Genomic DNA, 18065 nt, shown 5'->3' on the forward strand with positions numbered 1-18065 from the left:
GCTTTCAGCGCCGGCGGGGCGCGAGGATGTCGGACAGGCGATCCGGCGCGCCCTCGATCCGTTCAAGCCGCGGGTAGCGCAGGCCGTCGTGATAGGCGAAGGCCACCGTTCGGAAGCGATCGCCGGATTTCAGCAACAGTTCGATCGGGGCGTCGGTCCCTTTCGCCGCCGTGACGGCGTCGCGCAACACCTCGGCCGAGCCGGCCTTGCCGTTGACGGCGACCAGGCTCCAGCCGGCGCCGAGGCCTTGCTCGAAGGCGGGGCCGCCCCAACGGATGTTGGTCAGCTTGTCGCCAGACAGGGTGAAGCCCAGCGAATACTGGAAGTCGTTGGCCCAGCCGCTCTGGACCGACTTCTCCGCCACCGACGGCGTGTCGGTGTAGGTCAGTCGCCAGCCGCCACGCTCGATCCCGGCCAGCGGCGCCCTGGCGTCGGGGCCGACGGCGTCGAGGCGGGTGCGCAGGAAGGCGGCCCAAGCGTGCGGATAGACGGCGTTCAGGGCCGCGACGACATCTTCGAAGGTGTAGCCCTGAGGCGCCCATTCGCCGTCGTCGTGACCGAAGAAGCCCTTGGCGAAATCATCCAGCGACTTACGGCCGTTGGTGCCCTCGCGGATCAGGGTGTCGGCGTCCAGCCAGACCAGCAGGCTTTCGCGGTAGTAGTCGCCGGTGCCGCGCATCCATGAGGTGAACTGGCCCGGCACGCGATAGCCCAGCAGATTGTGATTGTTGGTGTCCTGCAAGGCGCGCCACTGGCGGCCCGGCTGGTTGTCATAGAAGGCGGCGACGCTGGCCAGGGTGGCCAGGGCCACGTCCTTGGAATGCAGGCCGGAACGGGCGGCCAGTACGTCGCCCCAATATTCGGTTTGGCCCTCATACACCCACAGCAGGGTGTTCTGAGTCGGGACGTTGTGGTTGGCGGTCAGCTCGTCCGCCGGACGCATGAACTTGCCGTTCCAGGAGTGGGTGTATTCGTGCGGCAGCAGGCCCCGGTCGCCGGCGCTCTTGGTCCAGTTGGTGAAGAAGTCGGGCGCGCCGGTGTTCTCGGACGAGCGATGATGCTCCAGCCCGATGCCGCCCATCTGATCCGTCAGGGCGAACAGGAATTCGTAGTTGTCGAAGTGGCGGGCGCCGAACAGGCGGTCGGCCTGCTGGACCATGTTCTCGAACAGTTTCAGCTGGTCGTCGGTGGCGGCCAGACCCTTGGCCTCGTCGGCCAGGATGTTCAGGTGGACCCTTGATTCAGACGGGGCGCCGCTGGGGTCGATGTCCACGCGGCGATAATGGGCGCCGGCGAAGATGGGGCTGTCGATCAGGGTGTAGAGGTCGGTCGGGGCGAAGGTCGCCACGTCGCCGTCCTGAGACGCCGTGGTCAGGGCCGTGCCGTATTTCCAGCCGGCGGGCAGGACCACCGAGGGGGCGACCCGGATCTGGCGGCTGAAATAGCCGGCCGGATAGAGGATGGCCTTCTCCCACTGCAGATTGACCATGGCCGGGGTCATCAGCACGCGCCAGTTGGAGGCGTCGGGTTGGGTCAGCTGCTGGAACTGCACCTCGATGCTGGTCACGCCCGCCGGAATGTCGAGGTGGAAGGCGTAAGGGTCCAGCGTGTCGCGCAGCCACTCGATGCGTCGGCCGTCGGCGGTGACGGTCAGGCCGGCCAACAGCTGGATCGGGCCGGTGGCGGCGTGGTTGCCGGGCAGGAACTTCGGATAGAGCAGCGTCAGCGGGCCAGGACCGGCGACCGGTATGGTCTGGCTGACGCGGATGATGCGGCGGTCCAGGTCGGTGATGTCGGCGCGGTATTGGATCACGCCCGGATATGGCTTGTCCTGCGGCGCCGGGATGGCCGGCTGGGCGCGGGGCAGGGCCAGCGGCGCCTGGGTCGCCTCGGTGACGACCGGAGTGGACTGGAAGGTCTGAGCTATCGCGGGAGCGGATGCGGCCGTCATCAGGACGGAGAGGCAGAAGGCGGTCAGGCGGGTGCGCGGCATTCGGTCATCCACATCGGCAGGGGAGCCGCACCGTCGGGGGCGAGGGGCGATGCGTCAAGGGACAGATGGCCGCGACCCTGACCCCTCTCCCGTTGGGAGAGGGCTTGAGCGCACGACGGCGAAGCCGGCGTTCTGGCGCGAAAGGGTGAGGGTCGGGTGCGCGAGTCGGCCCGCCATCCGACCCTCATCCGACCCCTTCGGGGCCACCTTCTCCCAACGGGAGAAGGGCAGTAACTCAGCGCCGACGCGGCGTCAGGATGTCGCCTAGGCGGTCGGGCGTGCCGGGGATGCGTTCCAGGCGGGGGTAGCGCAGACCGTCGTGGTAGTCGAAGACGACGGTGCGGTATTGCTCGTCATCCTTGACGATCAAGGTGACGGGCGTCGACGGATCCTTGGCTGCGGTGACGGCGTCGGTCAGGCGTTCGGCGCTGGCGGCCTGCCCGTTGACGGCGACGATCTCCATCCCGGCGGCCAGGCCCGACTTGAAGGCCAGGCCGTTCCACTGGACGCTGCGAATCCTGTTGCCCTCGCCGGTCTGGAAGCCCAGCGAATAGGTGAAGTCGTTGCGTTTCAGCTCGGCATACAGGGTCTTCATATAATCGGTGGGCTTGTCCGAATAGGCCAGCCGCCAGCCGCCGCGCGCCAGACCGTCCAGCGGGGCGCGGGCCTCGGGGCCGTCGGCGTCCAGTCGGGTACGCAGGAAGGTCGCCCAGTCATTGGCGACGACGCCGTTCAGGGCCGCGACCACATCCTCGAACGTATAGGGAGCGGGCGTATAGCTGCCGTCCTGGACGCCGTAGAAGGCGCGGGCGAAGTCGTCGAGCGACTTCCTGCCGCCGGTCTTTTCGCGGATCGTCGTGTCGACGTCGAGCCAGATCAACTGGCCCTCGGAATAGTAGTCCTCGTCGCGTTGCCACGACAGCCAGCCCTTGGGCTGGCGCTGGCTGATGATGGGGTCGTTGGTCGTGTCCTGCATCGCGCGCCATTCGCGGCCGACGCGCGTGTCGAAGGTCGCGGCGGTCATGGCCAGGGCGTCCATCGCCTGTTGCTTGCTGAGCAGGCCCGAGCGGGCGGCGATCACTTGGCCATAGTACTGCGTCTGGCCTTCATAGACCCACAGCAGGCTGTTCTGCAGGGGGCTGTTGAAGTTGGGCACATACTGGTCGGCGGGGCGGCGCCATTTGCCGTCCCAGGAGTGGTTCATTTCGTGGCTGAGCAGGTCACGGTCGGACAGATGGGTATCCCAGCCGGTGAAGAAGGCGGGATCGACCGAGTTTTCCGAACTGCGGTGATGCTCCAGCCCGATGCCGCCCAGCTTGTCCGTCATGGCGATCAGGAAGTCGTAGTGGTCGAAATGGCGCGCGCCATACAGGCGGTCCATCTGGGCGACCAGATTGCGCAGGATCTGGATCTGCTCGTCCGTCGCGTTCAGGCTGTCGGCCTTGTCGGCGACGATGTTGGCGCGAACGGGCGAGCGGCCGCCGGGATCGAGGTCGATCTGGCGATAGTGGACGCCGGCGAAGACCGGGCTGTCGATCAACACCTCCAGATTGACGGGCTTGAACGTCTGGACGTCGCCGGCCTTGCTGTCGGGCTCCAGCGCCGTGCCGAACTGCCAGCCAGCGGGGAATTTGACCGTGGGCTGGACCGTGATGTTCCGCGACCAGTGGCCGGCGGGATAGAGCAGCATCTTCTCCCACTGGATGTTCAGCATCTCGGGCGTCATCGTGATGCGGCCCTGATTGCCGGTCGTCGGCGACAGGTGCTGCAGGGTGATGTCCAGCGTCGTCGCACCGGCCGGGACGACCACGTGGTAGGCGAAGGGATGCAGGGTGTCGCGGACCCACTGCACGCGCTGGCCGTTCGCGGTGATCTCGATGCCGGCCAGCTGCGCGATGGGGCCGACGGGGCCGTGGTTGCCCGGCAGCCATTCGGGGAAGAACAGGGTCATCGGTCCCGCCTGGGCGACCGGGATCGTTTCCTTCACCGCAAAGATGTGCTGGGCCAGATTGGTGGCGTCGACGTCCAGGGTGATGACGCCGGGATAGGCGACGTCCCGCGCGTCCGGAATCGCAGGCAGGGGCGCGGGCAGGGCGGGCGGTGTGGTCGAGGCCTGCTGCGCCAGGGCGGCCGGGGCGGTCGAGACGAGCAGAAGAGCGAGGCCGAGAGGGGCGGCGCGCAGGCAAGAACGGATCATCGAATACTCTTCAGGCGACTGGGGGAGCCGCGACAGTCCGACGCAGGGGGCGGGGCGTCAAGCGTCAGCGCTGATCCGAAATTGCACTGCACCCCGAAAACGCGTGCAAAATGCAAGGAGGTGCAATTTCGATCAGTCTTCTTCCATCGGACGCAGGGGCGGCGTGGTGGGCAGGTTGTGCTGTCGTTTCGGGTCGTTGGCCATGCCCCGGTAGTAGCGCACAGCATGGTCGTCGATCTTGGCGATGGCCTCCAGATCCTTGTGCAGCCGGGACCAGCCCCGCGCCTCGATCAGCTTGCCGTCGATCATCGCCCGTGAAGCATTGGCCCAGGCCAGACGCGCCATGTCGGCGGCGTTGCAGGGCAGGCGCTGGTCGATGGCGTCCAACTCATAGGCGTCGAGCGGTTCGAAAACCGCGCCGTGCGGCTGGTCCGATCGGCGCCAGCCCTCCGTGCGAGCGCGCCAACGGAAGGTCGACAGACTGAGACCGTGGCGCGCGCAGACCTCCTGGGCGAACCCCCCGGCGAGATAGTCTTTGCGGGCGGCGGCCCAGGTTGCGGCGGACCGTCGGGTCCAGTCGGGCGAGTTTGGATTGGGATCGGAGATGTCATCGGTCATGCCGCCCATGATGCGGGCGGCGTCGGGTATGGCCGGAACAATGACGCTTCGAGCGCATAAGCCGTTGAATAGGCAGCGGTCAGGATGTCGAAATAGGATGGAGCGCGGGCGCCAGCCATCCTGTTTCGGTCTTCAGCTTGGCTTGACGTCCAGCAGTTCGACAGAGAAGCGCAGGGTGGAATTGGGGGGCAGTTCGTCGCCGCCGACCCAGCGCGAGCCGTAGCCCAGCGAGGCGGGGATGACGAACTCGTAGATCTCTCCGACGCGCATCAGGGCCACGCCCTCGGTCCAGCCCTTGATGACGCGGTTCAGCGGAAACTCGGCCGGTTCGTTGCGGGCGTAGGAACTGTCGAACTCGCGCCCGTCGATGAAGGTCCCGCGATAGTGGACCTTGACCGTGTCGGTCGCCTTGGGCTGAGCGCCCTCGGGGTGGGCCTTGCCGACGCGGCGATATTGCAGGCCGCTTTCGGTGGTGGTCCAGCCGCGTCGGGCGCCGTTCCAGGCGAGGTAGGCGGTGTTGCCGGCGTCCCAGGCCTGCTGCGGCGTCAAGGCGCCCTGGCCGTTGACCTGATCCGCGGCGCGCGCAGCGGCCGAAGCCGTCTCGGCATAGGTCACCGGCTCGCGGTGGGTGGCGCAGGCGGAGAGGGCGAGAGCGGCGAGAAGGGGCAGGGCGATCCGTGTCATAAGGCGACGCTAGATCAGCCCATCGTCGCTCGCAACGAGATTGCTCGGCTCTGTCGAAAAGGTTCCCGGGGCCTTTATTTCGTCGCGAATGCGCGTATATGTGCGCGCTCCGCAACACTCCACATGAGTCTGCGCGCAAGCGCCGAGGCCCGGTCCGTCGCCCTCCGACCGAGCGAAGGCGCGGCTCCTTCCCAGGGAGCCGGTCCATTTCAGGCATCCTGGCCCGGCAGCGGGCCGAGGGTGGATGCCGAAACCCTGGCTGCGGACGCGGAAACGCGCGCCGTGGCTGCTGCATTTCACGCACGTCTTCCCCGGGACGTGCGCCATGGGAAACACTGAATGACTGACGTCGCCCACGATCTCGCCATCAACGGTCAGATCGCTTCCGCCACCTCGTTCACCGGCAAGAAGCGCATCCGCAAATCCTTCGGGCGTATCCCCGAAGCGATCGCGATGCCGAACCTGATCGAGGTTCAGCGCGCCTCCTACGAACAGTTCCTGCAGCGCGAGGTCCGTCCGGGCCAGCGCAAGGAGCAGGGCATCGAGGCGGTCTTCAAGTCGGTGTTCCCGATCAAGGACTTCAACGAGCGCGCCATCCTGGAATACGTCTCGTACGAGTTCGAAGAGCCGAAGTACGACGTCGAGGAGTGCATTCAGCGCGACATGACCTATGCCGCGCCGCTGAAGGTCAAGCTGCGCCTGATCGTGTTCGAAACCGACGAGGAAACGGGAGCCCGTTCGGTCAAGGACATCAAGGAGCAGGACGTCTACATGGGCGACATCCCGCTCATGACGGACAAGGGCACCTTCATCGTCAACGGCACCGAGCGCGTGATCGTCTCGCAGATGCACCGTTCGCCGGGCGTCTTCTTCGACCACGACAAGGGCAAGACGCACAGCTCGGGCAAGCTGCTGTTCGCCGCCCGCGTGATCCCGTACCGCGGCTCGTGGCTCGACTTCGAGTTCGACGCCAAGGACGTGGTCTATGTCCGCATCGACCGCCGCCGCAAGCTGCCCGCCACGACCTTCCTGATGGGTCTGGGCATGGACGGCGAGGAAATCCTGAAGACCTTCTACGAGACCGTGCCTTACGAGAAGCGCGGCGAAGGCTGGGTCACGCCCTACAAGGCCGAGCGCTGGCGCGGGGTTAAGCCGGAGTTCGACCTGATCGACGCCGACACCGGCGAAGTGGTCGCCCAGGCCGGTCAGAAGATCAGCGCCCGCGCCGCCAAGAAGCTGGGCGAGACGACGACGTCGCTGTCGCTGGCCGCCGACGCCCTGGTCACCAAATATCTGGCCAATGACGCCGTCAACTTCGAGACCGGCGAAATCTTCGCTGAGGCCGGCGACGAACTGGACGCCCCGACCATCGAAGTGCTGGAGCAAAACGGCTTCACCACCATCGAAGTGCTGGACATCGACCACGTCACGGTTGGCGCCTACATGCGCAACACCCTGCGCGTGGACAAGAACGACAACCGCGAGGACGCCCTGTTCGACGTCTATCGCGTGATGCGTCCGGGCGAGCCGCCCACCCCGGAAGCCGCCGAGGCCATGTTCAACTCGCTGTTCTTCGACAGCGAACGCTACGACCTGTCGGCCGTCGGCCGGGTCAAGATGAACATGCGTCTGGAAAGCCCCGAGGTCTCCGACGAGATCCGCGTCCTGCGCAAGGAAGACGTGCTGAAGGTGCTGCAGATCCTGGTCGGCCTGAAGGACGGCCGCGGCGAGATCGACGACATCGACAACCTGGGCAACCGCCGGGTCCGTTCGGTCGGCGAGCTGCTGGAAAACCAGTACCGCGTCGGTCTGCTGCGCATGGAGCGCGCCATCAAGGAGCGCATGTCCTCAGTCGATATCGACACGGTCATGCCGCACGACCTGATCAACGCCAAGCCGGCCGCCGCCGCGGTTCGCGAGTTCTTCGGTTCGTCGCAGCTGTCGCAGTTCATGGACCAGACGAACCCGCTGTCGGAAATCACCCACAAGCGTCGTCTGTCGGCGCTTGGCCCTGGCGGTCTGACGCGTGAGCGCGCGGGCTTCGAAGTCCGCGACGTGCACCCGACCCACTACGGCCGCATCTGCCCGATCGAAACGCCGGAAGGCCCGAACATCGGTCTGATCAACTCGCTGGCCACCCACGCGCGGGTCAACAAGTACGGCTTCATCGAGAGCCCGTACCGCCGCGTGAAGGACGGTCAGGCCCAGGGCGAGGTGGTCTACATCTCGGCCATGGAAGAGTCGAAGTACACGATCGCTCAGGCCAACATCGAACTGAAGAACGGCCAGATCGTCGAGGACCTGGTCCCCGGCCGGATCAACGGTGAATCCCAGCTCCTGAACAAGGACGCCGTGGACATGATGGACGTGTCGCCGAAACAGGTCGTTTCGGTCGCCGCCGCCCTGATCCCGTTTCTGGAAAACGACGACGCCAACCGCGCGCTGATGGGCGCCAACATGCAACGTCAGGCCGTGCCTCTGGTGCAGTCGGACGCGCCGCTGGTCGGCACCGGCATGGAAGCGGTCGTGGCCGTGGACTCCGGCGCCGTCGTGGTCGCCCGTCGTGACGGCGTCGTCGAACAGATCGACGGCACCCGGATCGTTGTGCGCGCCACCGGCGACGTGGACGCCGCCCGCTCGGGCGTCGACATCTACCGCCTGTCGAAGTTCCAGCGTTCGAACCAGTCGACCTGCATCAACCAGCGCCCGATCGTGCGCGTGGGCGATCAGGTGAAGGGCGGCGACGTGATCGCCGACGGTCCGTCGACGGACCTGGGCGAACTGGCTCTGGGCCGCAACGCCCTGGTCGCCTTCATGCCCTGGAACGGCTACAACTTCGAAGACTCCATCCTGATCTCCGAGCGCATCGTGCGCGACGACGTCTTCACCTCGATCCACCTGGAAGAGTTCGAAGTCGCCGCCCGCGATACGAAGCTTGGCCCTGAGGAAATCACGCGCGACATCCCCAACGTCGGCGAGGAAGCCCTGCGCAACCTCGACGAAGCGGGCATCGTGGCCATCGGCGCCGAAGTTCAGCCGGGCGACATTCTGGTCGGCAAGGTCACGCCGAAGGGTGAAAGCCCGATGACGCCGGAAGAGAAGCTGCTTCGCGCCATCTTCGGCGAGAAGGCTTCGGACGTGCGCGACACCTCCCTGCGCCTGCCGCCCGGCGTCGCCGGCACGATCGTCGACGTGCGCGTCTTCAACCGTCACGGCGTCGACAAGGACGAGCGCGCCATGGCGATCGAACGCGCCGAGATCGAACGTCTGGGCAAGGACCGCGACGACGAGCTCAAGATCCTGGAGCGCAACGTCTATGGCCGCCTGAAGCCGCTGATCGTCGGCAAGAACGCCGTGTCGGGTCCCAAGGGCATCGGCCGCGGCGAACTGACCGAAGAAAAGCTGGCCGAGGTCAGCCGTGGTCTGTGGTGGCAGATCGCCCTGGACGACGAAAAGGCCATGGGCGAGCTGGAAGCGATGAAGCGCCAGTTCGAGGACGCTCGCAAGCAGCTGGACCGTCGTTTCGAAGACAAGGTCGAGAAGCTGCAACGCGGCGACGAACTGCCCCCCGGCGTGATGAAGATGGTCAAGGTCTTCGTGGCCGTGAAGCGCAAGCTGCAGCCCGGCGACAAGATGGCCGGCCGTCACGGCAACAAGGGCGTCATTTCCAAGATCCTGCCGATCGAGGACATGCCGCACCTGGAAGACGGCACGCACGTCGACGTCGTTCTGAACCCGCTGGGCGTGCCGTCGCGCATGAACATTGGACAGATCTTCGAAACCCACCTGGGTTGGGCCGCCGCCGGTCTGGGCAAGCAGATCTCCGGTCTGCTGGAAGCCTGGCAAGGGGGTGGTCAGAAGCAGGCTCTGGTCGAGCGTTTGACCGAAATCTACGGCCCGGAAACCCCGCTGCCGGAAGATGAGGAAGAACTGGTCGAACTGGCGAAGAACCTGTCCAAGGGCGTGCCCTTCGCGACCCCGGTCTTCGACGGCGCCCACATCAGCGACATCGAGCGTCTGCTGGAAGAGGCGGGGCTGAATAAGTCGGCCCAGTCGATCCTGTACGACGGTCAGACCGGCGAGCAGTTCAAGCGTCCGGTCACGGTCGGCTACATCTACATGCTGAAGCTGCACCACCTGGTCGACGACAAGATCCACGCCCGCTCCATCGGCCCGTACTCGCTGGTCACCCAGCAGCCGCTGGGCGGCAAGGCGCAGTTCGGCGGTCAGCGCTTCGGGGAAATGGAGGTCTGGGCTTTGGAAGCTTACGGCGCCGCCTACACCCTGCAGGAGATGCTGACGGTGAAGTCCGACGATGTGGCCGGCCGGACGAAGGTCTACGAGGCCATCGTCCGTGGCGACGACAGCTTCGAGGCCGGCATTCCCGAGAGCTTCAACGTGCTCATCAAGGAAATGCGTTCGCTGGGTCTGAACGTGGAGCTGGGGAACAGCTGATCCGGATCACGAGCCCTCTCTCGCCACGGCGGGGGAGGGCGATCCCTCCGCTTTTCTCCGTTCTGAATAATTTTCGCGGGTCAGCCCCGCAGAAGGAATCAAGATGAACCAGGAAGTCCTGAACATCTTCAACCCGGTCCCGGTCACCCCGACCTTCGACCAGATCAAGATCGCTCTGGCCTCGCCCGAGAAGATCCGTTCGTGGTCGTTCGGCGAGATCAAGAAGCCGGAAACCATCAACTACCGCACGTTCAAGCCCGAGCGTGACGGCCTGTTCTGCGCACGTATCTTTGGCCCGACCAAGGACTACGAATGCCTGTGCGGCAAGTACAAGCGCATGAAGTACAAGGGCATCATCTGCGAGAAGTGCGGCGTCGAAGTCACCCTGGCCCGCGTTCGCCGCGAGCGCATGGGTCACATCGACCTGGCTGCGCCGGTCGCTCACATCTGGTTCCTGAAGTCGCTGCCCAGCCGCATCTCGCTGATGCTGGACATGGCGCTGAAGGACGTCGAGCGCGTCCTGTACTTCGAAAACTACATCGTCACCGAGCCGGGCCTGACCCCGCTGAAGCAGAACCAACTGCTGACGGAAGACGAGTTCTATCGCTACCAGGAAGAGTTCGGCGATGACGGCTTCACCGCCGAAATCGGCGCCGAGGCCGTCCGCAACCTGCTGATGGGCATCGACCTGAACGCGGAAGCCGAAAAGCACCGCGCCGAGCTGGCCGACAATCCCTCGGAAATGAAGGCCAAGAAGGCGTCCAAGCGCCTGAAGCTGATCGAGGCCTTCCTGGAATCGGGCAACAAGCCCGAGTGGATGATCCTGACGATCGTGCCGGTCATCCCGCCGGAACTGCGTCCGCTGGTGCCGCTGGACGGCGGTCGTTTCGCGACCTCCGACCTGAACGACCTGTATCGCCGCGTCATCAACCGCAACAACCGCCTGAAGCGCCTGATGGAACTGCGCGCGCCGGACATCATCATCCGTAACGAAAAGCGGATGCTGCAGGAGTCCGTCGACGCCCTGTTCGACAACGGCCGTCGCGGTCGCGTGATCACGGGCGCCAACAAGCGTCCGCTGAAGTCGCTGGCCGACATGCTGAAGGGCAAGCAGGGTCGCTTCCGTCAGAACCTGCTGGGCAAGCGCGTCGACTATTCGGGTCGTTCGGTCATCACCGTGGGTCCGGAACTGAAGCTGCACGAGTGCGGCCTGCCCAAGAAGATGGCGCTGGAGCTGTTCAAGCCGTTCATCTATGCGCGCCTGGACGCCAAGGGCCTGTCGGGCACCGTCAAGCAATCCAAGCGCATGGTCGAGCGCGAGCAGCCCGCCGTCTGGGACATCCTGGACGAGGTCATCCGCGAGCACCCGGTTCTGCTGAACCGCGCGCCGACGCTCCACCGTCTGGGCATTCAGGCGTTTGAGCCCAAGCTGATCGAGGGCAAGGCCATCCGCCTGCACCCGCTGGTCTGCACCGCCTTCAACGCCGACTTCGACGGCGACCAGATGGCCGTTCACGTCCCGCTGAGCCTCGAGGCCCAGCTGGAAGCGCGCGTCCTGATGATGTCGACCAACAACATCCTGTCGCCTGCCAACGGCAAGCCGATCATCGTGCCCTCGCAGGACATCGTCCTGGGCCTGTACTATCTGTCGCTGGTCAAGGACGGCGAGCCGGGCGAAGGCAAGCTGTTCGCCAACATCGGCGAGATCGATGCGGCGCTGGACGCCAAGGTCGTCACCCTGCACACGCGCATTAAGGCGCGCTGGACGGAACAGGACGCCGAAGGCAAGGAGGTGACCAAGGTCATCGACACCACGCCGGGCCGCATGAAGCTGGCCGCCCTGTTGCCGCGTAACCCGAACGTCGGCTATCGCCTGCTTGAGAAGAACCTGACCAAGAAGGAAATCGGCAATCTGATCGACGTGGTCTATCGCCACTGCGGTCAGAAGGCGACCGTCATCTTCGCCGACCAGATGATGGGCCTGGGCTTCCGCGAAGCCGCCAAGGCCGGCATCTCGTTCGGCAAGGACGACATCGTGATCCCGGCCAAGAAGGTCGAACTGGTCGCCGAGACCCGCACCCAGGTCGAGGAGTACGAGCAACAGTACGCCGACGGCCTGATCACGCGCGGCGAGAAGTACAACAAGGTGGTCGACGCCTGGTCCAAGGCCACGGACCGGATCGCCGACGCCATGATGGGCGAGATCGCGCAACCGCGCGTGCTGATCGAGGGTGAAAACCCCGACATCAACTCGGTCTTCATGATGGCCAACTCCGGCGCCCGGGGCTCGCAGGCCCAGATGAAGCAACTGGGCGGCATGCGCGGCCTGATGGCCAAGCCGTCCGGCGAGATCATCGAGACGCCGATCACCTCGAACTTCAAGGAAGGCCTGACCGTCCTTGAATACTTCAACTCCACCCACGGCGCCCGTAAGGGTCTGGCCGACACCGCACTGAAGACCGCCAACTCGGGTTACCTGACCCGCCGTCTGGTGGACGTGGCGCAGGACTCCATCGTCACCGAGCAGGATTGCGGCTCGACGCGTGGCATCACCCTGCGTGCGGTGATGGAAGGCGGCGACGTGCTGGTCTCGCTGGGTCAACGCATCCTGGGTCGTTATGCGGCCGAGGATATCAAGGAGCCGGGCACCGACACCGTTCTGTTCCCCGCCGACACCTATCTGGTGGAAGAAGTCGCCGAGGCCGTCGAGGCTGCGGGCGTCCAGTCGGTCAAGGTCCGTTCGGCCCTGACCTGCGAGGCGGACGCCGGCATCTGCGCCCACTGCTACGGTCGTGACCTGGCGCGCGGCACCAACGTCAACATCGGCGAAGCGGTCGGCGTCATCGCCGCCCAGTCGATCGGCGAGCCGGGCACCCAGCTGACGATGCGGACCTTCCACATCGGCGGTACGGCCCAGGTGGCGGAAACCTCCTTCATGGAGGCGACCAACGCCGGTACGGCCAAGGTCACCGGCCCGACCGTCGTCGCGGCCCACGGCGACCTGGTGGCCATGAGCCGCAACGTCATCGTGACCGTGGTCGTGGACGGCAAGGACCGCGAGACGCACAAGGCTCCTTACGGCGCCCGCATCCGCGTCAAGGACGGCGACGAGGTCAAGAAGAACCAACGCCTGGCGGAGTGGGACCCCTACACCACCCCGATCCTGACGGAAGTCGGCGGCGTCGTGCGCTTCGAAGACCTGGTCGAAGGCCTGTCGGTCAAGGAAGAAACCGACGAAGCGACGGGCATCGCCCAGCGCGTCGTCAGCGACTGGCGCGCCAGCCCGCGCGGCTCGGACCTGCGTCCGGCCATGGGCGTCACTCTGGGCGACGCCTACGCCAAGCTGTCGTCCGGTTCGGACGCCCGCTATCTGCTGCCGGTGGGCGCGGTTCTGTCCGTGTCGAACGGCGATGAGGTCAAGCCGGGCGAGATCATCGCTCGCGTTCCGACCGAAGGCGCCAAGACCCGCGACATCACCGGCGGTCTGCCGCGCGTCGCCGAACTGTTCGAAGCTCGCCGTCCGAAGGACTGCGCGGTCATCGCCGAGATGGATGGTCGCGTCGAATTCGGCCGCGACTACAAGAACAAGCGTCGCATCAAGATCACGCCCGAGCCCAACGCCGACGGCGTGCAGGGCGAACCGGTCGAGTTCCTGATCCCGAAGGGCAAGCACATCTCCGTCCACGACGGCGATCTGATCCAGAAGGGCGACTACATCATCGACGGCAACCCGGATCCGCACGATCTGCTGCGCATCCAGGGCGTCGAGGCGCTGGCCGAGTATCTGGTGAACGAAGTGCAGGAGGTCTATCGACTGCAGGGCGTGCCGATCAACGACAAGCACATCGAAGTCATCGTGCGTCAGATGCTGCAGAAGGTGGAAGTGCTGGATTCGGGTGAAACCACCCTGATCCGCGGCGACACCGTCGAAGTCGCCGAAGCCGTTCTGGAAAACGCCAAGGTCGAGAAGCGCGGCGGCCGTCTGGCCACCACCCAGCCCGTCCTGCTGGGCATCACCAAGGCGTCGCTGCAAACCCGCAGCTTCATCTCGGCGGCGTCCTTCCAGGAGACCACCCGCGTCCTCACCGACGCCTCGGTCCACGGCAAGAAGGACATGCTGGAAGGCCTGAAGGAAAACGTCATCGTCGGCCGCCTGATCCCGGCCGGCACCGGCGCCTACCTGCGCAGCCTGCAGAAGATCGCCAACGCGCGTGATGCGGAGCTGACCTCGGCCCTGGAAGAGGCGATCGAGCCGCTGCCGGCCGATCTGCAACTGGAGCTGGAGAGCAGCGAGAGCTGATCTTCCGCTTCCCGAGCGAAGACAAGAAGAGGGCGGCGCCGGCGACGGCGTCGCCCTTTTTCTATGACTTGACGCGTGCCCGGATTGCGGTGAACTAAACCAGGGTTGTTTGGAGGGCCGCCATGACGAAAGCCGACAAGGTGTTGTGGGGCCTAACGGCTGTGATGCTGTCGCTCTTCGTCGTCGTCGAAGCCAAGACGATGATGCTCAACCTCGGCGCAGCCATGCACGACGCCTACTGCCAGGATCACTGACCTCAGTCTTTCCACCGCTCCATCGGGGCCGAAGCGCCCGGCGTGATCGGTGCGCCGCCGGCCCGGTGGCCGTCGCGTCGGGTCTGGACGTTGCGGGTCGAGTCCGGCGTCAGCGACGGGTTCAACTGAGCGCCGGCGCAGCCCGTGCCGAAGTTCGAGCCGACGCAGTCCGCCGGGCCCACCACGCCGACCCCGCCGGACAGAGGACGACGCCGCGCCTCCCATTCGGCCAGACGCCGCGCCCCCTCGCGCGCAAAGGCGGCGTCACGCTCGGGGTTGCCCGTGCCGGTGATCGGGGCGGCGTTCATGCCGCGTCGCATGGCGTCCTCGCGGCAATGGGCGCGCTCGGCGGCGTTGAGCTGTTGCGGCGTGGTGCAGCCGATCAGGCCCTGACGCAGAACGCGGGACATGGCCCCGGCGCGGTCGTTCGGATTGACCGTCCAGGCGTCCGGCGGGGCGGGCGCGCCCTGGGGCGTGGGGGCGGCGATTCGCGGACGGATCGGGGCGGGGCGACTGTCCGGAGCGGACGCATCCCTGTCTGTGGGAGCAGGGGCGATGCCGCCAGCGTCGCGCGATGCGGACATGGCGACGGGCTCGGGCGTCTGAATCGCAGGGCGAGGCCGCTCGTTCGGCAGCAGAGGGCGTGGGCTGATGTCGATGTAGAGCGGGCGTGAATCGGGCGAGCTCGGCGGCGCGTCAATCCCCAGTGCGGTCAGGGACAGGGTGGCGATCAGCCCGGTGTTGATGACGACCGAGGCTGTGGCCAAGGCGACCTTGCGCCAGTCCGGACGCGCTCGTCGCGACCATGGGCCAGGGGAGGGCGCGGAGGCGGCGGTCATTCGCGACGCTTTCTGAGATTGGGCAGGAAGCCGTCCTGTCTAGAAAAGAGTTCGATCCGGATATTCACGTCGGGGCAACCTGCCACAGGGTTGGGATCTTCGCACGATCTCCGGACGCGTGGCGGATCGGCGCGCTGCGCTTCCCAGGCCGCCAGACGACGCGCTCCCTGTCGCGCGAAGGCGGCGTCGCGCTCGGCATTCCCCGTTCCCCGGATGACAGGGGCGGCTTCGCCGCCGTTCCAGCGCTCCTCGCAGCGGCGGCGGTCGTCGGGCGCGAGGCGGTGCGGGGCGTTGCACGAAAGGGAAGACAATCTCGGCCCCGCAAGAGCGCCGCCGACCCGCCAGCGGGCGTCGATCCCGTCGTCCGCGGTCGCTTGGCTCATGGACGAGGGCGAGGGCGGGGACAGGGGCGCCGACGTCGCCGGATCGCCTCTGTTCGGCGCATCTTCTTGTGACGCCTGCGCGCGTCGGGTCGCGGCCATCGCGCCGTCAGAGGACGTGACAGACGGAGCTCTTGGCGCGCGGACCAGGGAGGGCCAGGCGTCCTCAAGATAGACGATCATCGGCGCAGGTCGCAGCGAACGCGCGCGCAGCCCCGGATCCGTCATGGATAGAAGCACGACGGCGCCTGCATTCAGCCCGACGGCGGCGGCCGCAAAGCCCGCCTTGCGCCAGCCAAGACGGCGGGGCGCCTTTGTCGGCGTCATCGCCCCAAGTCCGAGGTCAGCGGCAGCCATCGTCAGTTCATGCCGAACAGGGACCGCAGCCCGGGGTAGGCGCCGTCGCCTTCGCGGTAATCGCGCCAGCGTTTCTTGACGGCGGCTTCTTTTGCAAAGCCCGCCGTCCTTTCCTCATCGCCGGAGCGTACCATCGGCGGCGATGATCCATCGGCCGCGATCGCCAGCGCACGGCAAGCCTGACGGTCCCGCGTGGACCGTGCGGTTTCGGGGCGGCAATCCGGTTCGCCATTGCGCGCCGTGTTCCCCGTCGGCCAGGCGGCGTCGGGTGAGTGGCTCGGTCGAACTGTCCAACGCGGGTCATAGGCGGGCGCGGCCGGGCGATCCGATGTCGGCGTCACGGTCGGCGCCGGTACCGCAGTATCAGAATCGCGCGGACGGACTGGCGTCCGGCGTTGGTCCTGCGCTGGCGGCGCGGCCGCCGGCGCTTTGCGGGCCTTTGCACCTATGATCACGGGCTCGATCTCGATGTAGAGAGGCGAGTGTCCCGGAACCCGCCGCGGCGCCGGGCGGCGGTCCTCCACCGCAAGCAGCGTCAGCAGGCCTGCGTTCACCGCAAGCGAGAGCGCAATCGCCCCTGTTCTGGCCAGCCCCGCCATGACCCATCCCCGGTTGGTCTTGTCGTCAAGCTGAGCGCGAAGCGTGGCGGGTTTCAGGCGAAAGGTCGCTCTATTGAAGACCGCTAGGCTTCATCGAAGCGGCTGCATTCTGGAGCGTTAACGTCTCCGCCTTGACCTTCGCGCCCATCGCGCGTAGAAGCCGCCCACTTTCGAGGCGTGACCGGTTCGCCGGTCGCTGAGATCGTGACAATCGAACGGACGGGCTGTGCCCGCCGGAACGCCCAAAGCGCGCGTTCCGGTTTTTCTGTTTGTCCCTGTCGCATCTCGGTCTCGATGACACCCGGGCGAGGGGATGGTCCCCCGTTCACAAGAAGGCGAGAGGCGCTTCGGTCGAAAGACACACGCCTCCATCAGAAGTCGAGACGAGTTTCGAATGCCTACGATCAACCAGCTGATCCGCAAGCCGCGCAAGCCCAAGCCCACCCGCAACAAGGTGCCGGCTCTGGAGGGTTCGCCCCAGCGTCGCGGCGTCTGCACCCGCGTTTACACGACGACTCCGAAGAAGCCGAACTCGGCTCTGCGTAAGGTCGCCAAGGTCCGTCTGGCCAAGAACGGCTACGAAGCCGTGTGCTACATCCCCGGCGAAGGCCACAACCTGCAAGAACACTCGGTTGTTCTGATCCGCGGCGGCCGCGTGAAGGACTTGCCCGGCGTTCGCTACCACATCCTGCGCGGCGTTCTGGATACCCAAGGCGTCAAGGACCGTAAGCAGCGTCGTTCGCACTACGGCGCCAAGCGTCCGAAGTAAGCCATTCTTCTCCGGGCCGTCGCGCCCGGAGGCCTTTTCGAGATCATCCCGGCGCAGGTCGGGCACTGCAAGGAATACCCCATGTCGCGTCGTCACCGCGCCCAGAAACGTGAAGTTCTGCCGGATCCCAAGTTCGGGGATCTGGTCGTCACCAAGTTCATGAACTACGTCATGTACGAAGGTAAGAAGGCCGTCGCCGAGAACATCGTGTACGGCGCCTTCGATATCCTGGCCGAGAAGAAGAAGGACCAGGAGCCGGTCGCGACCTTCCACGCCGCTCTGGAAAACGTCTCTCCGTCGGTCGAAGTGCGCTCGCGTCGCGTCGGCGGCGCCACCTATCAGGTGCCCGTCGAAGTCCGTCCGGACCGTCGCCGCGCCCTGGCCATCCGCTGGCTGGTGAACGCTGCGCGCAAGCGTGGCGAAAACACCATGACCGAAAAGCTGGCCGCCGAACTGCTTGACGCTTCGAACAACCGCGGCACCGCGGTCAAGAAGCGCGAAGACACCCACAAGATGGCCGAAGCCAACCGCGCCTTCAGCCACTATCGCTGGTAACGCCTTCAAAGCGTCATCTGCGCTGACTATCTAAGGGTTTCCGGTGCGGGCGGTTTGAGCTAAAT

General features: G+C 66.0%; 12 protein-coding genes. 5 read left to right on the forward strand and 7 right to left on the reverse strand.

Features of this window, described 5'->3' with window-relative positions; genetic code table 11:
- Positions 1 to 4: 4 nt before the first annotated feature.
- The 4 genes from HF680_RS02305 to HF680_RS02320 form a co-directional block, all read right to left on the reverse strand.
- The gene (locus HF680_RS02305; protein ID WP_185223957.1) at positions 5 to 1993 is read right to left on the reverse strand and encodes a M61 family metallopeptidase; all 1989 of its coding nucleotides are present in this window, start codon (positions 1991 to 1993) and stop codon (positions 5 to 7) included.
- A 235-nt stretch (positions 1994 to 2228) separates the two neighbouring features.
- A complete protein-coding gene (locus HF680_RS02310; RefSeq protein ID WP_052689525.1) occupies positions 2229 to 4190 on the reverse strand; it encodes a M61 family metallopeptidase in 1962 nt (653 codons plus the stop codon).
- Positions 4191 to 4322: 132 nt separating this feature from the next.
- Positions 4323 to 4808: a hypothetical protein gene (locus tag HF680_RS02315; protein WP_137721394.1), complete on the reverse strand. Its 486-nt coding sequence runs from the start codon at positions 4806 to 4808 to the stop codon at positions 4323 to 4325.
- Positions 4809 to 4940: 132 nt separating this feature from the next.
- Positions 4941 to 5492: an FKBP-type peptidyl-prolyl cis-trans isomerase gene (locus HF680_RS02320; RefSeq protein ID WP_045810717.1), complete on the reverse strand. Its 552-nt coding sequence runs from the start codon at positions 5490 to 5492 to the stop codon at positions 4941 to 4943.
- A gap of 339 nt (positions 5493 to 5831) precedes the next feature.
- On the opposite strand from HF680_RS02320, the gene rpoB reads away from it, so the two are divergent.
- The 3 genes from rpoB (at position 5832) to HF680_RS16135 (ending at position 14501) form a co-directional block, all read left to right on the forward strand.
- Positions 5832 to 9947 (forward strand): DNA-directed RNA polymerase subunit beta, encoded by a 4116-nt coding sequence (rpoB, locus tag HF680_RS02325; protein ID WP_185223958.1) that lies wholly within the window; start codon positions 5832 to 5834, stop codon positions 9945 to 9947.
- 103 nt (positions 9948 to 10050) lie between these two features.
- Entirely contained in the window at positions 10051 to 14247 is a 4197-nt protein-coding gene (gene rpoC, locus HF680_RS02330) for a DNA-directed RNA polymerase subunit beta' (RefSeq protein ID WP_161640102.1), read from the forward strand.
- A 122-nt stretch (positions 14248 to 14369) separates the two neighbouring features.
- Complete coding sequence (locus HF680_RS16135) at positions 14370 to 14501, forward strand: hypothetical protein (RefSeq protein ID WP_276568673.1); 132 nt, start codon at positions 14370 to 14372, stop codon at positions 14499 to 14501.
- A gap of 2 nt (positions 14502 to 14503) precedes the next feature.
- Here the strand turns inward: HF680_RS16135 and HF680_RS02335 are convergent, their stop codons facing one another.
- From HF680_RS02335 to HF680_RS02345, 3 genes are read right to left on the reverse strand one after another with little or no spacing between them, the layout of a single operon-like run.
- Entirely contained in the window at positions 14504 to 15340 is an 837-nt protein-coding gene (locus tag HF680_RS02335) for a hypothetical protein (protein ID WP_185223959.1), read from the reverse strand.
- Positions 15337 to 16047, reverse strand: a complete 711-nt coding sequence (locus HF680_RS02340; RefSeq protein WP_185223960.1) for a hypothetical protein — start codon at positions 16045 to 16047, stop codon at positions 15337 to 15339. The genes HF680_RS02335 and HF680_RS02340 overlap by 4 nt, the downstream gene beginning before the upstream one ends.
- Positions 16048 to 16079: 32 nt before the next feature.
- Positions 16080 to 16676 (reverse strand): hypothetical protein, encoded by a 597-nt coding sequence (locus tag HF680_RS02345; RefSeq protein WP_185223961.1) that lies wholly within the window; start codon positions 16674 to 16676, stop codon positions 16080 to 16082.
- 394 nt (positions 16677 to 17070) lie between these two features.
- Here HF680_RS02345 and rpsL point away from each other — a divergent pair, with 394 nt between their 5' ends.
- On the forward strand, positions 17071 to 17445 hold the full coding sequence (gene rpsL, locus HF680_RS02350) for a 30S ribosomal protein S12 (RefSeq protein ID WP_008260482.1): 375 nt from the start codon (positions 17071 to 17073) through the stop codon (positions 17443 to 17445).
- An 81-nt stretch (positions 17446 to 17526) separates the two neighbouring features.
- Positions 17527 to 18000 (forward strand): 30S ribosomal protein S7, encoded by a 474-nt coding sequence (rpsG, locus tag HF680_RS02355; RefSeq protein WP_017506744.1) that lies wholly within the window; start codon positions 17527 to 17529, stop codon positions 17998 to 18000.
- Positions 18001 to 18065 lie beyond the last annotated feature (65 nt).

This window comes from Brevundimonas huaxiensis (assembly GCF_014218725.1).
GTDB lineage: Bacteria > Pseudomonadota > Alphaproteobacteria > Caulobacterales > Caulobacteraceae > Brevundimonas > Brevundimonas huaxiensis.